General features: G+C 59.4%; 13 protein-coding genes. All 13 read left to right on the forward strand.

The genetic code is table 11. The annotated features are described in order from the left end of the window. Positions 1-71 precede the first annotated feature (71 nt). The 13 genes from PseuLF5_RS11395 to PseuLF5_RS11455 all read left to right on the forward strand — a co-directional run bounded on the left by PseuLF5_RS11395 (position 72) and on the right by PseuLF5_RS11455 (position 17,187). The gene (locus PseuLF5_RS11395; RefSeq protein ID WP_008084043.1) at positions 72-788 is read left to right on the forward strand and encodes an MgtC/SapB family protein; all 717 of its coding nucleotides are present in this window, start codon (positions 72-74) and stop codon (positions 786-788) included. A 313-nt stretch (positions 789-1,101) separates the two neighbouring features. Next, positions 1,102-1,635 carry a fimbrial protein gene (locus PseuLF5_RS11400; RefSeq protein ID WP_095047684.1) on the forward strand — a complete coding sequence of 178 codons (534 nt, stop codon included), beginning with the start codon at positions 1,102-1,104 and terminating at the stop codon, positions 1,633-1,635. 147 nt (positions 1,636-1,782) lie between these two features. Next, positions 1,783-4,164, forward strand: coding sequence for a fimbria/pilus outer membrane usher protein (locus PseuLF5_RS11405; RefSeq protein WP_340133554.1), 2,382 nt, complete (start codon positions 1,783-1,785; stop codon positions 4,162-4,164). A 29-nt stretch (positions 4,165-4,193) separates the two neighbouring features. Next, positions 4,194-4,940 carry a fimbrial biogenesis chaperone gene (locus PseuLF5_RS11410; RefSeq protein WP_186744720.1) on the forward strand — a complete coding sequence of 249 codons (747 nt, stop codon included), beginning with the start codon at positions 4,194-4,196 and terminating at the stop codon, positions 4,938-4,940. Then, on the forward strand, positions 4,937-5,959 hold the full coding sequence (locus PseuLF5_RS11415) for a fimbrial protein (RefSeq protein WP_340133555.1): 1,023 nt from the start codon (positions 4,937-4,939) through the stop codon (positions 5,957-5,959). The genes PseuLF5_RS11410 and PseuLF5_RS11415 overlap by 4 nt, the downstream gene beginning before the upstream one ends. Positions 5,960-6,073: 114 nt before the next feature. Continuing rightward, positions 6,074-7,261, forward strand: coding sequence for an EAL domain-containing response regulator (locus tag PseuLF5_RS11420; protein WP_225931067.1), 1,188 nt, complete (start codon positions 6,074-6,076; stop codon positions 7,259-7,261). A gap of 154 nt (positions 7,262-7,415) precedes the next feature. After that, positions 7,416-8,042, forward strand: a complete 627-nt coding sequence (locus tag PseuLF5_RS11425) for a response regulator transcription factor (RefSeq protein WP_123463482.1) — start codon at positions 7,416-7,418, stop codon at positions 8,040-8,042. Continuing rightward, a complete protein-coding gene (locus tag PseuLF5_RS11430) occupies positions 8,043-11,678 on the forward strand; it encodes a transporter substrate-binding domain-containing protein (protein WP_340133556.1) in 3,636 nt (1,211 codons plus the stop codon). It begins immediately after the preceding gene. A 129-nt stretch (positions 11,679-11,807) separates the two neighbouring features. Then, positions 11,808-12,221: a DUF4398 domain-containing protein gene (locus PseuLF5_RS11435; RefSeq protein ID WP_123463479.1), complete on the forward strand. Its 414-nt coding sequence runs from the start codon at positions 11,808-11,810 to the stop codon at positions 12,219-12,221. Between the two features lie 10 nt (positions 12,222-12,231). Next, positions 12,232-13,005 carry an OmpA family protein gene (locus PseuLF5_RS11440; RefSeq protein ID WP_340133558.1) on the forward strand — a complete coding sequence of 258 codons (774 nt, stop codon included), beginning with the start codon at positions 12,232-12,234 and terminating at the stop codon, positions 13,003-13,005. Between the two features lie 230 nt (positions 13,006-13,235). Next, positions 13,236-15,413, forward strand: coding sequence for an autotransporter outer membrane beta-barrel domain-containing protein (locus PseuLF5_RS11445; RefSeq protein WP_340133559.1), 2,178 nt, complete (start codon positions 13,236-13,238; stop codon positions 15,411-15,413). Positions 15,414-15,584: 171 nt separating this feature from the next. Beyond that, entirely contained in the window at positions 15,585-15,974 is a 390-nt protein-coding gene (locus tag PseuLF5_RS11450) for a hypothetical protein (RefSeq protein WP_123463473.1), read from the forward strand. Continuing rightward, positions 15,967-17,187 carry an EAL domain-containing response regulator gene (locus tag PseuLF5_RS11455; RefSeq protein ID WP_123463471.1) on the forward strand — a complete coding sequence of 407 codons (1,221 nt, stop codon included), beginning with the start codon at positions 15,967-15,969 and terminating at the stop codon, positions 17,185-17,187. The genes PseuLF5_RS11450 and PseuLF5_RS11455 overlap by 8 nt, the downstream gene beginning before the upstream one ends. Positions 17,188-17,268: the final 81 nt, after the last annotated feature.

Raw genomic sequence — 17,268 nt, forward strand, 5'->3', positions numbered from 1 at the left:
GCAGTGACTGACACACCGCTATCGCGAGCAGGCTCACTCCTGCAAAGGTTATGTGTTTCAAGGACAAGACTATGCAAGCCATCAACAACCTCAACCTCGATTCGCTGCTCGACACCCTCGTCAGCCTCAGCGCCGCCTTCATCCTCGGTGGCCTGATCGGTTTCGAGCGCCAGTACCGGCAACGCACCGCCGGCCTGCGCACCAATGTGCTGGTGGCGGTCGGTGCGGCGATTTTCGTCGACATGGCCAATCGTCTCGCCGGCGCCGAAGGCGCGGTGCGCGTGGTTGCCTACGTGGTCTCCGGCATCGGCTTTCTCGGTGCTGGGGTGATCATGCGCGAAGAGGGCAACGTGCGGGGTCTCAATACCGCCGCCACCCTGTGGACATCTGCTGCCGTCGGCGCCTGCGCCGGTGCCGACCTGCTCGCCGAAGCGGTGCTCGGCACCCTGTTCATCCTCGCCGCCAACACCTTGTTGCGGCCGATCGTCAACAACATCAACCGTCAGCCACTGGACGTGGTCTCGGCGGAAGTCACCAACATCGTCTACGTCATCGCCCGGCGGTCACAGCAGAAAGCCGTATTCGCCTTGCTCGAGGCGGAACTGGAGCGCAGCAACTATCCCGCCAGCGATGTCGATGTGCATGCCTTCGGTGCCGATGAAATAGAAATTGAAGCGACGCTGGCGACCACCTCGGTCGATGGTGATGAGCTGGATGCGCTGGTGGCGCGGATTTCCACATCGGCGCTGGTGGTGCAGGCGTTCTGGAGTCCGAGTACCACGGAATGATCGTTTTCGGTTGCTGAGAATTGTCCTACAAGGCGGCAAGAAAGAACCTACATTTTCACCCTTGGGTCTCGATCACTATTTGTTCCGGAGCAGAGATGCCCGGCGTCCTGATGACTCTATGCGTTATTACGGAAGTGCAATGAATACCTGGAAAGTTCGGCAGGGAATGGCCGGAAAGAGGGGGGGAACCATTCGTTGCTGATTCCGTGATGAAGGTTGTTCGCTACAGCGAGCAAGCCTGTTGTCGCTGATGAGTAATTGGGAGAGCCAGGCCGCTGGGCCAAATAAATAACTATCCCAAGAGATGTAAAAAATGAAAAAAATCGTCGCTGTTACCGCCGCTACCGTTGTTATGGGTCTCGCTTCCTTCGCTAACGCTGCGACGCCGGCTTCCGGCAACCCTGGCACCGTGCGTTTCATCGGTGAAATCGTTTCCGGCGCCTGCGGTATCGACGCCAGCTCCCTGGACCAGACCGTTTCCCTGGGGCAAGTGCCATCTAACCAGTTCAAAGCGATCGGTGATCGTTCGACCCCGACCAAGTTCGACATCATCCTGACCGACTGCGACACCACCACTCAGAAGAACGCACGCTTCACCTTCAGCGGTGTCCAGGATCCAGCCGTTCCAGGCTTGTTCGCCACCACCGGTCTGGCACAGAACGTCGGTATCCGTCTGCAGGCCAGTGCCGGCGAAATGCTCGACAACGGCACTGAGCAGGTCGCTCCGGTTGTGCTGCAAAACGGCAACAACACCGTGACCTTCGCCGCCATGTATGAAGCCACTGCTGCGACCGTCACCACTGGTGAAGCCGACAGCGTGGCTAACTTCACCGTGGCCTACAACTGATACCCGCGTATCGCCAGGTGTAAGAAAAAGGGGTGAAAACCCCTTTTTTCTTTTCCGTCAAAGTTCTGATAAAGGCTATTTCCCGTGTACGGCCGAAAACTTTTCGTGTCTTGCGTGTTGATCTCCTGTGCGCGTTATTCAAGTGCCGTGGAGTTTAATTCGGAGTTTCTGAATATCGATAAAAACGACGATATCAGTCTCGGACAGTTTGCTCATGCGCAATACACTGTGCCCGGTCGCTACTTGTTGGATATTACTGTCAACCAGCGTTATTTCGGTTCGCGTTCGATCGAGTTCAAGAGCGGCGCCAACCCGGATGAAAGTTACGCTTGTCTGCCCGAAGACCTGGTACTGACCTTTGGTCTCAAACCATCTTTGCTGAAAAGCCTGCCGCGTCTGGCTGACGGTCAATGCGTGGATTTACGTGGCATCGAAAATGCCTCGATCAAGTACATGAAGAATCTTGGGCGTCTGTCGATCAGCTTGCCGCAGGCGACCTTCGAGTACGACGACCCCGATTACATTCCGCCCGCCGCCTGGAGCGACGGGCTCAACGGTGCGTTGCTCGATTATCGAGTGATCGCCAACAGTCGCCAGACCCAGGGTTCGTCCGGGGATTCGCGCTCGTTGCAGAGCTACGGCACTGCCGGGATTAACCTGGATGCCTGGCGCGTGCGCGCCGATTATCAGGCGCGGCTGGAATCCGCCAGCCAAGGTGATAATCCCCACGGCGAAGCGGCTCAGTTGAACCGTTTGTATGCCTATCGTGCGTTGCCAACGATTCGTTCGAAGCTGTCGCTCGGTGAGGACTATCTGAACTCTGACGTGTTCGACACCTTTGCTTTGCGCGGTGCGACTCTGAGCAGTGATGACCGCATGCTGCCGCCGAACCTGCGCGGTTATGCGCCGCTGATCAGTGGCCTGGCGCGCACCAACGCAACGGTCACGGTGTCCCAGCAGGGGCGCGTGTTGTACTCAACCACGGTGACGCCGGGCGCGTTCAGCATTCAGGATCTCAACAGCAGCGTGCAAGGCACGCTGGACGTGACCGTGCGGGAAGAAGACGGTACCGAACAGACGTTCACCGTCGCCACTGCCGCTGTGCCGTTTCTGTCCCGTGAGGGCGAGTTGCGCTACAAGGTTTCCGCCGGCCAGCCGCGCCTGACCGGTCAGGGTGGTAGCGAGCCCGGGTTCGTGGCCACGGAAGCGGCCTACGGCCTGGCCAAGGACTGGACCGTCTATGGCGGCTGGCTTGCCGCCTCCGGGTACCAGTCGAGCGCTGTGGGCATCGGCAAGGATCTCGGCGTACTCGGTGCCGTGTCGGGGGATGTCACCACCTCCCGGGCCACGCTGCGCTGGAACGGTGAAACCGTGGTCGGCAACTCTTACCGGATCAACTATTCCAAGCGATTTGACGCCATTGGTACCGACCTGCGCTTTTTGGGTTATCGCTTTTCTGACAAGACGTTCACCAACTTCTCGCAGTTTGTCGGCGATGCGGATGCCTATTCGCTGAACTCGGGCAAACAACGTTATTCGGTGACCGTGGCCAAGCATTTTCCCTGGTTGTCGACGAGTTTCTCCTACGACCATTCGACCTACTGGGATGCTCCCGCCGCCGATCGTTTCGGGCTGACGGTGGCGCGCAGTTTTTCCCTTGGCAACGTCAAGAACATCAACGTCAACGTATCGGCGTACCAGACCCAGAATAGCCGGCGGAACGACGCGCAAATCTATCTCGGCGTGACCGTGCCACTGGGTGGCAACTCGATGATGTCGAGCAACCTGCAGCGCTCGGGCTCCGCAGGTTCGTCGGCCAGTGTCGGGTACAGCCATGATGACGGTGAAGGGGTGAATTATCAGGTGTATGGCGGCGTTGGCGACAACCGCTATGTCAACGCGTATGTCGGTCAACGGGCGTCGAGTTACCGCGCGAATGCGTCTGTCTCAACCGATGGCAGCACCTATCGCTCGCTCACCGGCGAGCTCGACAGTTCGCTGGTCGCGACCCGTTATGGCGTATCGGCCCATGGCAATGGCACCAATGGCGATACACGTCTGCTGGTGTCCACCGACGGCGTTGCGGACGTGGCATTCACCGGCCAGACCCGCACTAACCGTAACGGCTATGCGGTGATGGACGGCTTGCCTTCCTTCCAGGCCTACGAAGCGCGGGTCAACGTGGAAAAGTTGCCACTCAACACCGAAGTATCCAACCCGATCCAGCGATTGGCGCTGACTGAGGGGGCCATCGGCTACGTCAATTTCGCCACGGGGCAGGGCCGCAACGCGTTTGTCGTGTTGACCCGTCTCGGCGGTAAACCGGTGCCTTTCGGCGCATCGGTGCAAGACAAAAACACCAATAAGGAAGTGGGCATCGTCGGCGAGGCCGGCGTCACTTATCTGTTGGGCATCAAGGCCGGGGCTGAACTGGTAGCGCGTTGGGATGACGCCGGCCAATGCAGTCTGGCCGAACTCCCTGAGGAAGACGTGGTGACCAACGTCGCCAAGCCTGCCCAGTGTCTGTAATCGCGCCTGTTCATTAATCCGGAGTCACCATGTCACGTTATGTTGTGTTTTCTGTGGGTCGTTTTTTCAACCGTCTGAGCCTGGCAATCGGGCTCTGTGTTCCCGTGCTGGCCAGCGCCGCTGTGGTGCCGGATCGCACCCGTCTGGTGTTCGAGGAAAGTGCGCCGTCAGTCAGCGTCACGGTCAGCAACAAGAACCCGCAATTGCCGTTTATCGTGCAGTCGTGGATCGAGAACGAGAGTGGCCAGAAAGTCACGTCACCGTTCATGGTCCTGCCACCGTTGCAGCGCATCGAGCCGAACGAAAGCAGTGTCCTGCGCATTGTGAAGTTGCCGCAGCTGGCACTCCCTGCTGACCGGGAGTCGGTGTTCTATTTGAACATTCGCGAGATTCCGCCGAAAACCCAGGCGGTCAACTCGATGCAGATTGCCTTGCAGTCGAAGATCAAGTTGTTCTACCGGCCGGCCGCCGTAAAGCGCGAGCGGGGCGAGGACCTGGCTCTGGGCCTTGAGCTGAAAATCGACCCGGCCACCCGACAGTTGCTGGTCGATAACCCGACGCCGTTTCACATCACGGTCGTCGGTCTGCTGGCCGGCCCGGAAAAAACCAGAATGCCGATCGAAACCGTGATGATCGCGCCACGCGGCCATGCGCGGTTTGCCCTGACGAATACCGCGTTCACCACCTTGCGGGTGTCGAACATGAATGACTTCGGCGGTCAGTCCGACACACTGTTCAATTGCGTGGCGAATGTGTGCAAGGGCGTGAAACCGTGAGCCTGTTCACTGCGCTGACGCGGCTGGCCCTGGCGGCGGTGTTGATGGGGGCGTCGCAGTTCGCGTCGGCGATGGTCTGCAAGTCGCTGAACGGCGGGAGCTACCTGAGCGAGTACATCGGTCCGGTGTCGGTCCCGGACACAGTGCCGGACGGCACGATTATCTGGCGCTCGAAAACCCATGTGGTCCCGGCCGACTGCTGGAAACTGTTCGACATCCATTACAAAGAAGATGACCCGATCTATTTTTACGGCAATCCGGCCGGGCTCAATGCCACCCCGTGGGGCATTGAGTTCGGTCTGGTGTATCGCGGCGTGACGTCCTGGGACGGCGACTGGAGTTCCAACCCGACCCAGGGCGTCAACAGCGGCTTCATTTCCCGAGGTTGCCCGGATGCAACCAGCGGCGCCGACATGCTTGCCTGTTCGCGGGTGACCCCGAGCATTGCGTTTCAGGTGGTGATCCGCAAGCGCGGGCTATTGCCGTTGCAGCGCCCCTCGCAAGATACCTACGACGTGTTCCAGTTCGACGGTCTCTATGGACTCAATGGCGGGCCGAGCAACCCGGCGGGCAACTTCCGTTTTCAACTCTCCGGCTTACAGAACATTGTCGGTACTGCGTGTACGGTCGATGTCAAGGTGACGCCGGAGCCGGGTATTGTCGACTTTGGTGTGATCCAGAAAACCACCACCGGTTTTTCACCGCCCAATCCGACCCGCCCCTTCAGCCTGGCCCTGGAGAAAAAATGCAGCAGCGCAATCAACGTCGGGGCGACGTTCGTTACCAGCAACCAACAGGGTCTGTACAACATCCTGCCGGCCGCCGGCAGCCAGTTGGGCATTCAGGTGCGTGATGCACACAACAATCTGGTGCAGGTCAACGAACCTTTTCCGTTGGCGAATTTCCCGGCGCAGGTGAGCCATATCGACGTGCCGTTCAGTGCCACGATGGTGTCGTTGGGTGACCCCGAAGTCGGGCCGTTCGAGGCCATTATGGTGGTGCAGATTGTTTACTACTGATGATTGGAAGCTCTTGGGAAAATTCCTACACGATCGCGGGATAAATCCTGCGTTCAGTGCGGCTTCTGCAGACCACTATTCCCTCTCCCGGGTCTATTGAGTGATTAAAGGACGATGACCTCCCCACGTATTCTGGTGCTGGAAAATCATGAGTTTGCCTGCAACGTGCTGGTCAGGATGTTGCATCGCCTGAGCGTGCGTGACGTGCTGCAAGCAGCGGATGCCGAACAGGCCATGGTGCAGATGCACCTGCGAGGCGGGGTCGATATCGTGATCTGTGACTTGACCGATCGTGGCCTCGATTGCCTTGAATTTTTGCGGGTTGCCAGCCAGAGCGGCATGGTACGCGCGGTGTTGCTGTGCAGTGAGCTACCGCCGGAATTGAGCCGCACGCTTGGGCAAATGGCCTCGCTGGCGGGTTTGCAATTGCTCGGGGTACTGAACCGGCCGGTTCAACTGCGTTCGTTGAATCGCCTGTTGTATCGCTACAAACGCGTGCGGGTATCTCCCGTGTTGGCGCCGTTGAGCAAGGAGCTGCCGGGCGAGGATGAAGTGCGTCGCGGGCTGGCACTGGGCGAATTCCGGGCGTGGTTCCAGCCGCAATTTCAGCTGCAGGGCGGCGCGGTGATCGGTGTCGAAGCGCTGGCCCGTTGGCAGCATCCGGCGCGCGGCACCCTGTTGCCCTGTGACTTTCTCGCCGCCGTGCTGGCTTATGACCTGACCGACCAGATGTTCAAGCAACTGCTCGAACAGGGTCTGAACCTGCTGGGCATTTTGCGCCATCGCGGCGTGACCTTGCAGTTGGCGTTCAACCTGCATGCCTCACAGTTGATGGACAGTGCACTGGTCGAACACATCAAACTGGCATTGGAGCGTCATGGGTTCAAAGGGGCGGTGCTGATGCTCGAACTGGCGGAAAACGGCTTGCTCGATTGCCCGCCGGGCACGCAGGAGAACCTGCTGCGCTTGCGCCTGCTCGGTTGCGGGCTGTCGATCGACGACTTTGGCGTGGGCTTTTCGTCGCTGAAGTTGATGTGTCAGTTACCGTTCACTCAGATCAAGCTCGATGGCCGCTTTGTCCAGCACCTCGATCGTCAGCGCAATCGGGCGATGGTCTCCAGCACGCGGGCACTGGCTCGTTCACTGGGGATGGATCTGGTGATCGAAGGCGTCAGCGGTCCAAAGGTGCTCGAGCGTTTGCGCGAGCTCGAATGTGAATTGGGTCAGGGGTATTACCTGGCCCGGCCCATGACCGGGCATGACCTGCTGCAGTGGCTGGAAAAGCCTGAAGGCGGGCGCTGACCCTTGCGTGACTTTGTGCAGTTATTTTCAAGATTTTTCCTACACTCCAGTGATGCTCGTGTATTTTTCGACACGAGGATCGCCTGGTCTGCTGTCCCATCATTATTCGTGATGTTGCCGATGTTGTTGATCGACGTGTCCTACAGGGGTTTTTATGCTCAAAGCGATCATCGTGGACGATCATCCGTTCATTCGCTCTGCGGTCAAGATGCTGTTGAAACAGGAAAATTTCGACGTTGTGGCCGAAGCGGATAATGGCGCCGACGCTGTGCAACAGGCCCGCGAACACACTCCCGATCTGATCATTCTGGATATCGCCATGCCCAAGCTCGACGGCCTGGAGGTGATCTCGCGTATCAGTGCGCTGAACCTGCACTGCAAGATTCTGGTGCTGACCTCGCAATCAGCGCAGTTCTATTCCATGCGCTCCATGAAGGCAGGCGCGGCGGGCTATATCTCCAAAACCAACGATCTGGACGAATTGGTCAAAGCCATCAAAGTGGTGATGGACGGTTATACCTTTTTCCCCAATCTGGCCAGTAGCTCGGTCCGGCGCAGCGATGCCCAGGCCACGGATCTGGAACTCATCCAGAGCCTGTCAGACCGCGAGCTGACCATTCTGCAGCAGTTGGCCAAGGGGCTGAGCAACAAGGAGATCGGTGACGCGATGTTGTTGAGCAACAAAACGGTCAGTACCTACAAGACGCGTCTGATCGAGAAACTCAACGTCAAGTCGGTGGTGTATCTCGCTGATTTCGCCAAGCGCAACAACCTGCTCTAAATGATTATTTTCGTCAGAAATTGCCTTGCCGGTCTTGCGCTGTTTGGCTCCCTGTCGCTGCAGCAGGCAATGGCCGCTGCGCAGCCCGATACGTTGCAGCTGCTCGGTCGCTCGGATGTCCAGGGGTACGCCGTGCCACTGGATGAGCCGGACTGGAGCTGGTTGCGGAGCAAGGGGCGCCTGTTGCTCGGCGACAGCAGCCCCGATTACGCGCCTTTTGCGATTACCGGCAACGGCAATGACTACGAAGGTCTGACGGCCGATTACGCGCAACTGATCGAACAACTCCTGCACGTCAACGTCGAGGTCCGGCGTTACGCCTCGCGCGGCGATCTGCTGGCTGCGCTGAAAAGCGGCCAGATCGATATGATCGGCACCGCCAACGGCTTTGAAGCGGCGGATCCGCAATTGGCGATCTCCTTGCCTTACGCTGACGATAATCCGACCCTGGTGACGCGCATCGATGAGAGTCACAACCTGCCGGAAGACCTGGCAGGCAAACGTGTGGCGATGCTCTATCACTACCTGCCTCCGGAAACGGTCCAGGCGTTTTACCCCAACGCCAATGTGCAACTGTATCCCTCGACACTGACGGCGATCGGTGCCGTGGCGTTTGGTCAGGCTGACGTTTATCTGGGCGACTTGCTCAGCTCCAATTACCTGATCAAGAAGAACTACCTTAACAACGTTCAGCTCAGCGATTTTTCGCGCATGGAAACCCAGCCCTTCAGTTTTGCCGTGACCCGGGACAACACTCGGTTGTTGCAGATTCTCGATGCTGCATTGAAGGTCATTCCTGTTGATGAACGCATGAGTATCCGGCGGCGCTGGAGTGTCGGCGGAGTGGCCATTCCCGGCCAGCACCGGCTGCATTTCAGTGTCAAAGAGCAACGCTGGCTGGATCGTCATCCGCGCATCAAAGTCGCGATCAACGAGAACTTCCTGCCGCTGACCTTTGTCGACGACGCCGGCAACTTTCGCGGGATCAGTGCTGACGTGCTGGCCAAGATCAGTCTGCGCACGGGGCTGCAATTCGATATGCAGCGCGTGGATTCGGTCGATGACCTGATCGGTGAAGTGACCAGTGGCAGGGCCGACATGCTGGCGGCGTTTACGCCAAGCACCGAGCGCGAAGGCGAATTGCGTTTCACCCGTCCGTACCTGATCAATCCGTTCGTGCTGGTCATGCGCCGTGGCGGTGAGCCGAAGACCCTCGATCAGTTGGCCGGCAAGCGTCTGGCGCTGATCCGCGGCAACGTCTTGCGCGAATACCTTGTCGAGCAATATCCCTCTGTGCAACTGGTCGCCGCAGACAATGCCGCCGAAGCCATGGAGATGGTGGCCCAGGGCAAGGTCGAGGGCGCGATCAATTCGCTGGTCAGTGCCCGCTATATGATCTCGCGTCAGTACCGCGACACATTGCAGGTCAGCAGTACCGTCGGCACCCAGCCTGCACGCATTGCACTGGCGACCAATCGCGGTGCGCTGGAACTGTACTCGATTCTCGACAAGGCCCTGTTGAGCATCAGCCCGGAAGAAATGGACGAGCTGACCAACCGCTGGCGCAGCGAAGTGGTGGTGGATGACAGTTATTGGCTGCGCAATCGCGACATCATCCTCCAGGGCTTCGTGATCGCCGGCGCGTTGCTGCTCGTGGCGTTTGGCTGGATTGCTTATCTGCGTCTGTTGATGCGCAAGCGGCGCCAGGCGGAAATCGCTCTGAACGATCAAATGGAGTTCATGCGCGTGCTCATTGATGGCACGCCGCATCCGATCTACGTGCGCGATCGCGAAGGCCGCCTGGTGATCTGCAACAGCGGTTACCTGCAGGTATTCGGCACCGAGCGCGAAGCGGTGATCGGCAAGTTGGTGACGGACGGCGTGCTCAGCGATGTGCAGCAGGCACAGGTTTTTCAGGATGACTATCTACGGGTGATGGAGGAGGGCTTGCCGAGCATTCAGGACCGTAGCCTGAATCTGGCGGACGGCCGCGCGCTGACGATCTACCACTGGATGTTGCCTTACCGTGGCAGCGACGGTGCCGTCACCGGCATGATCGCGGGCTGGATCGATGTCAGCGAGCGCCAGCATCTGTTGCAGGAGCTGCAAATCGCCAAGGATGTCGCCGATGACGCCAACCGCGCCAAGACCACGTTCCTGGCGACCATGAGCCACGAAATCCGCACGCCGATGAACGCAATCATCGGCATGCTCGAACTGGCGCTGAAAAAGGCCGATCAGGGTGTACTGGACCGTTTCGCGGTCGAGGTGGCTTCGGGCGCGGCGCGTGGGTTGCTGGATCTGATTGGCGACATTCTCGACATTGCACGGATCGAATCCGGCCGCCTGTCGCTGGCGCCGGAACGCGCCAATCTGCGAGAGCTGGTTGAGTCGGTCGCGCGCATTTTCGAGGGCCTGGCGCGGCAGAAACAGTTGCGTCTGCAACTGGATCTGGACGCCCTGAGTAATGTCGATGTGTTGATCGATCCGTTACGTTTCAAACAAGTGCTGTCGAATCTGTTGAGCAATGCCATCAAGTTCACGGAGGCGGGGCAGGTGGTGTTGAGTGTGCAAGTCGAGAGCGGCAGCGATGAGCGGCTGAGTCTTTGCCTGCGCGTCAAGGACACTGGCCGCGGGATCTCGCCTGCGGATCAGACCCAATTGTTCAGTCCGTTTGCCCAGGCCGGTAATCATGGTCAGTCGGCGCAAGGCGGCTCCGGGCTTGGGCTGGTGATCAGTCGTACGCTGTGCGAAATGATGGGCGGCAGCCTCACGCTGACCAGTGAGCTGGGGCGGGGCACGCAGATCGAGGTGCTGTTGAATCTGTCGATACTTGAACCGCTGGACGCGGCGCCCGTCGACGACGTCGAGACACTGCGGGCCAGCCACAGCCTGAATATTCTGGTGATCGACGATTACCCGGCCAACCGTCTGCTGTTGTCGCAACAGTTGAGTTATCTGGGGCATCGGGTGACGGATGCAGAGGACGGCGCCCATGGCCTGCGTGCCTGGCGCAACCAGACCTTCGACGTGGTCATTACCGACTGCAATATGCCGATCATGAATGGCTACGAACTGGCCCGGGCGATCCGTGATGAGGAAACTGCACGGGAGTTGCCGCGCAGTCTGGTATTGGGGTTCACCGCCAATGCGCTGGCCGAAGAGAAGGATCGTTGCGCCGAGGCCGGCATGGACGATTGCCTGTTCAAGCCGATCAGCCTCAAGGACCTCAATCTGCGCCTGGCCGCTGTCGTCCCACGGCCGCGTTCAGCGACTGATGAATTGCCCGGTGATTGCAGGCCAGGTGACATTGATCTCGGCAGCCTCGAACAACTGACTCGTGGTGATCGTGCGTCGATCAACAGTCTGTTGAGCGATCTGGCCACGAGCAACGCGCAGGACATGGCCAAACTGATGCGCCTGTTTACCCAGCACGACATGGTCGGGCTCGCTAATCTGGCTCACCGGGTCAAGGGCGGTGCGCGCATTATCAAGGCGCACTCGCTGATTCAGGCGTGTGAAGCGCTGGAGGTCGCCAGTGAAGGGCTCGACACGCAAGTCCTGACCGCCGCGGTGGATGCCTTGCAGCAGTCGATGGAGCAGTTGGCTGCGCAGTTGGACGAGCGTCTGGCCTGACAAAATATTCCATTTTCCGTGCTGTCCTTGAGAATTTTCCTACATTCGTCACTGACCTTACGTCGCTAACGTGCGGTGTGCTCGGCGTACCGCCGAGCTCACTTCACTGGCTAACGTTTGGAGTTGTTGATGACCCTTTCCTCTATGTCTTCCCGGGCACGACTGGTCGCCTGTGGACTGGCCGTCGCTGCGGTGTTGAGTGGCTGCGCCAGTGCGCCCATTCCCGAGCAGCAGGTCTCGCTGTCACGTGACGCGGTCAATCGAGCGGTCTCGGCAGAAGCGACGCAATATGCGCCGCTGGAAATGAAAGCCGCGCAGGACAAAATGTTCCTGATGGAACGCGCCTTGGGCGAAAAAGACTATCCGCAAGCCAGGCTGCTGGCTGAACAGATCGAAGCCGATGCCAACCTCGCCGAACGCAAATCGCGTGCGGTGAAATGGCAAAAACAGCTGACCGACGCCCGCAGTGGCATTCAGGTGCTCAAGCAGGAAATGTTGCAAGACCCGGTTACCGGTTTCAATCCGCCCGCCAGTGCCCAATAAGGAGCGATACATGCCGACTTACAAATTACTGCCAGCAGTATCGCTATCTGCTTTGATACTCGCCGGTTGCGCCACCCCACCGGAAAACCCGCAATTGCTACAGGCTCGCGCACAGTTTGCCGCGTTGCAGCAAAAGCCCGAGTCCAACACCCTGGCGGCGATCGAAACCAAGGATGCGTTCAGTGCGCTGTACAAGGCTGATCAGGCTTCGATCAAGGATCGCCAGGCGGCGGACGTCGATCAGTTGGCGTACCTTGCCAGGCAGAAAATCGCACTTGCCGAGCAGACCATCGTCGGGCGTCAGGCCGAAGCCGGGCTGAAGAAAATCGATGCCGAGCGTACTCAGGTGCAGCTAGACGTGCGCACCCAGCAGCTCAAGGCGCTGCAAGCGATGAAGGCGCAGAAAACCCAGCGCGGGGAAGTCGTCACCTTCGGTGACGTGCTGTTCGACACCGGCAAGGCCGATCTCAAGCACGGCAGCCAGCGCAACTTCGAACAACTGGCGCAGTACCTGACGGCCAATCCGGAACGCAAAGTGCGCATCGAGGGTTTTACCGACGATGTGGGCAGCGAGGATTTCAACCAGCGTCTGTCAGAGCGTCGTGCGGATGCGGTGGCCTTCGCCCTCCAGCAAATGGGCATCAGCGCTGATCGTCTGATCACCAAGGGCTACGGCAAGCAATTTCCGGTGGCCGGTAACGCTGATGCGCGCTCCCGTCAGCTCAATCGCCGGGTGGAGGTGATCATCTCTTACGGATCGACCATGGTCGGCGCTCGAAACTGACGATCGACGAAGCGAGCCTGCAACGGGCTCGCTTTTTTTCGTCAAAGACCCGGATGAGACCGGCGGGCGTGCTTAGGAAATTTCCTACACGCTAAAAGAAAAGTCCTACTCAGAAAATCCCGCTGCTTCTCTAAATTGCCGGCTTCCCGAGTGCGAGCCGGCTCCATCAAAGGTTCGAACTCAACCCGATTTACGCCGTCGCCCGAAGGGGCACACGTGAGGATCAGTTGATGAAAAACCGTTTCCCTTTGTTCCAGCGCTCGCCGGTTGCCATGGCCGTGGCATTGCTGCTGCCGATGTACGCCAACGCCTATACCGCTTCGGTCGACAGCGGTGCGGTGGTCTATGACGAGAGCGTGACCAGTGGCGTGCAGTCGATTGGCACCCAAGGCACAGCGCATCGCACCACTGTCAGTGGCAGTGGTTCGCAAAGCGTGTTCAGTAATGGCGTGACCTACGACACGGTGGTCGACGGCGCGATGCAGAACGTGGCCAGTGGCATCAGCCATGGCACGGTGGTCAACAACGGCGGCACGCAATTGGTCGGCACCAGCGGCATTGCCAATGACACCGTGCTCAACGCCAGTCAGCAGACCGTCACGCGCGCCACGGTCAATCGCACCCTGATCAACGCAGGCAGCGTACAGACCCTGGATATCCTGGCCATCGCCAACGATACCCGGGTCGGTAATGGCGGTACGCAAAACCTGATCAATCGGGCGGTGGCCAATGGCAGCGTCATTGAGGCCGGAGGCGAGCAGACGATTCGCCAAGGCATGCTGGGTGGCGCAGTGGCCAATGACACGAACATTCAAGGCGGCACGCAAAGTGTGTACAACACCGGCACCGCCAATAACAGCACGGTGAGTAACGGTGGTCAGGTCAATCTGTACCGCGGCGCTCAGGCCAATGGGGTGGTGGCAGAGGCGGGCGGTACCGTCAATGTCATGGAGAATGGCGTGAAAACCGTCGATTCGCTGACACTCAACGGTGGCCGCCTGGCGTTCGTCCCGAGCACCGATGGCAGCTTCAAAACCTTCACGGTCAACGCCCTGTCCGGCAGCGGCAACATCCTGATGAACACCGACATCGCCAGCCAGCAGCATGATTTGCTGGTGGTGCAGGGCGCCGGACTGGCGAGCGGAGATCACACGTTGATCGTCGGCGATTCCGGGCATGAACCGAGCGCTTCTGACGGCCGACTGTTGTTGGTGGACACCCACGGGGGCGACGCGAAATTCGCCTTGTATGGAGACCATGTCGATGCCGGTGCATTTCGTTACACCTTGCAGCAACAGGGCGATGACTGGGGACTGGCAAGCGGGGGAGCGATTCCGGTCGACCCGGTGAAGCCAGTGGACCCGGTCAATCCGGTCGACCCGGGAAAGCCAGTAGTCCCCGTCAATCCAGTAGACCCCGTGGCGCCGGTTGATCCTGTCAAGCCGGTGTCCCCTGTAACACCACCGCCGCGCCCGGTCGACCCGGCGCCGCAAAACCTGTCCAAAGGTGCCAACGCCGCCATCGCTGCCCGCACCGCCGGAGCGGGCCTGTGGAATGCGCAGATGAACGCCTTGGTCAAACGCCTTGGCGAGTTGCGCATGGGCGAGGATGACGGTGGTCTCTGGACCCGCGCGATCGGTAAGCGATTCGACGTCAGCGAACACTCCAGTCGCGCCTACACCCAAGACGTCACGGGGCTGGAAATCGGTGCCGACAAAGCCTTCGCGGTGGACAGCGGCAAAGTCTATGTCGGTGCGATGGTCGGTACCGCTCGATCGGACCTGGATTTCGGCGAGGGCGCTTCCGGTGAAATCGACAGCCGTATGTTCGGCGTCTACGCCACGTACCTCAACGACAACGGTGTGTACGTCGACAGCGTGTTGAAGTACAGCCGTTTCGATAACGAGATCAAGACCCCGAGCAATCTGGGCGAGTCGGTCAAAGGTTCCTACAGCACCAACGGCATCGGTGCGGATATCGAGGTCGGCAAGCGCATCAATTTGAAGGATGGCTGGTTCGTGGAGCCACAACTGGAAATCACCGCGACGCGTACCCAGGGCGCCAGTTACACCGCCAGCAACGGCTTGCGTGTCAAGTCCGATGACCTCGACTCCTTGCAGAGCCGTGTGGGTTCACTGTTCGGTCGCAGCCTGGAGCTGAGCAACGGCATGAAGGCCCAACCGTATGTCAAAGCGTCGTACATCACCGAGCATGCCGGCAGCAGCAAGGTCAACGTCAATGGCCACAAGTTCGACGCCGAGCTGCCGGGTAACCGGGTCGAACTCGGGTTTGGCGGCGTGTTGCAGGTCAGTGAAAAGAGCAAGATCTCGCTGGATGCCGAATACGCCAAAGGCAATGGCATCGAGCAACCCTTCGGTGTGAGCCTGGGTTATCGCTACCTCTGGTAAGCAAACAGAAGCCACGTCGGGTTATTCCGCCGTGGCTTTTTCTCTTGCGACGACCAGAACATTCCGGTGTTTTTTTCAGACTTGTCCTACATGCCGCGCAGTTCTTTTTGATTAGCGTGTCGGCACTGGTACTACCAGCAACAATTCCTTTTCCTAACCCTGTCGAAATCAATGTCCTACAAGTGCTGGCGCATCCTTATTGTCGAAGAGCAGTGCTCACTGCATTCGCGAATCAGCAGAACGCTCAATGAACTGGGCTGTCGGGCGCTCACGCCGGTACGTTCGTTCCGCGAACTGCTGAGCGTGACTCAATACTCACACGAGCCTTTCGAGCGTTTTGACCTGATGCTGATCAACGCGAACGTGCTGGCCGCTACCGGGATTGATGCGCTGCGATTTTTCCAGAGCAACGCGCAGATTCGCCACGGTGTGATCTACGACGGACAACGCGGCCAGGCCCGGGCAGCGATGATCTACGCCAGTCAACGGCGGCAACTGAGCCTGATCCGTACGCCGGATCGACAAACCCTGGGTCCTCTGCTGGAGCAATTCGATGTTTGAGCGTTTTTGCGAACGGCCACTGCGTGTGCTGGTACTGGAAGACCATGCTTTCCAACGCTCGGTGGCGGTCAACATGCTGCGTGCGCTCGGTTGCCGCGAGGTGCTTGAAGCCAGTGACGGCGCCGAGGCGCTGGCGCTGCTGGAGTCTGTTGGCACGGTCGACGTGGCCCTGTGCGATCTGCAAATGGACGGCATGGACGGGCTGGAGTTTCTGCAGCGTGTGGGCCCGTCAGGGCAGGTCAAGTCAGTGATCATCAGTAGTTCGCTGTCGGCAGACTTGCGTCGGGCGGTGCATCAAATGGTGGCGCTGCTGGGCATGGATTTGCTCGGCGATGTCGGCAAACCCTTGCATGCGCAAGTGCTGGCGGATTTGCTCGACAAGGCGGTCAACCGTCCTGTCACGCCATTGCCAGCTGCCACAGCCGTCACGCTGGCCAGTGAAGCGGCGGTGCGCCAGGCGCTGGCCGAGCAGCAATTGCATGCCTGGTATCAGCCCAAATTCAATTTGCACACGGGTGAGGTCTGTGGTGTCGAGGTGCTGTGCCGCTGGCTGCACCCGACCCGTGGAATTATTTCGCCGGCGCTGTTCATGCCGGTGCTGGAGCGTTGTGGGTTGCTCGACGCGCTGTTGTTTACTCAGTTGGAGCAAGCGCTGCTGGTGCAGAGCAGTGCCCGCGAGCAAGGTTTTGCCTTGAACATCGCGTTCAATCTGCAAGCGACGCAGTTGGCCAGTGGTGAGCTGACGTCCACCCTGCTCAGCCTGCTGGCGCGCCACGCCACTACGGGTGCAAGCCTGACCTTCGAGCTGACCGAAAGCGGCTTGCTCGAAGCGCCGGCCACCAGCCTCGAAACCCTGGTACGCCTGCGCATGATGGGATGTCGCCTGTCGATTGATGACTTCGGCGCAGGGTTTTCCTCGTTGCAGCGCCTGTGTCAGTTGCCGTTCAACGAAATCAAGCTGGACGCTGATTTCATTCGCAACCTTGAGCATGAGCCCCGTTGCCGGGCGGCGATCAGCAGCACCCTGGCACTGGGCGAAACCCTCGGCATGAGCGTCGTGATCGAAGGCATCGAGACCGATGCGCAGCGCCGGGAACTGTTGGCGCTGGGTTGTACGCAGGGGCAGGGCTACTGGTATGCGCGCCCGATGTCCGGGGTCGACTTGCTGGGCTGGCTGCAGCAGCGCAACGAGCATCAGGCCAAGGATGAATGACCGGGTTTTTAGGAAAGTTCCTACAGATCCGGGCGGAAGGCCTACGTAGCCTTGCCCGACCCAGAAACCGACTTCACCGGG

The sequence above is a fragment of the Pseudomonas sp. LF-5 genome (genome assembly GCF_037626295.1).
GTDB lineage: Bacteria > Pseudomonadota > Gammaproteobacteria > Pseudomonadales > Pseudomonadaceae > Aquipseudomonas > Aquipseudomonas monsensis.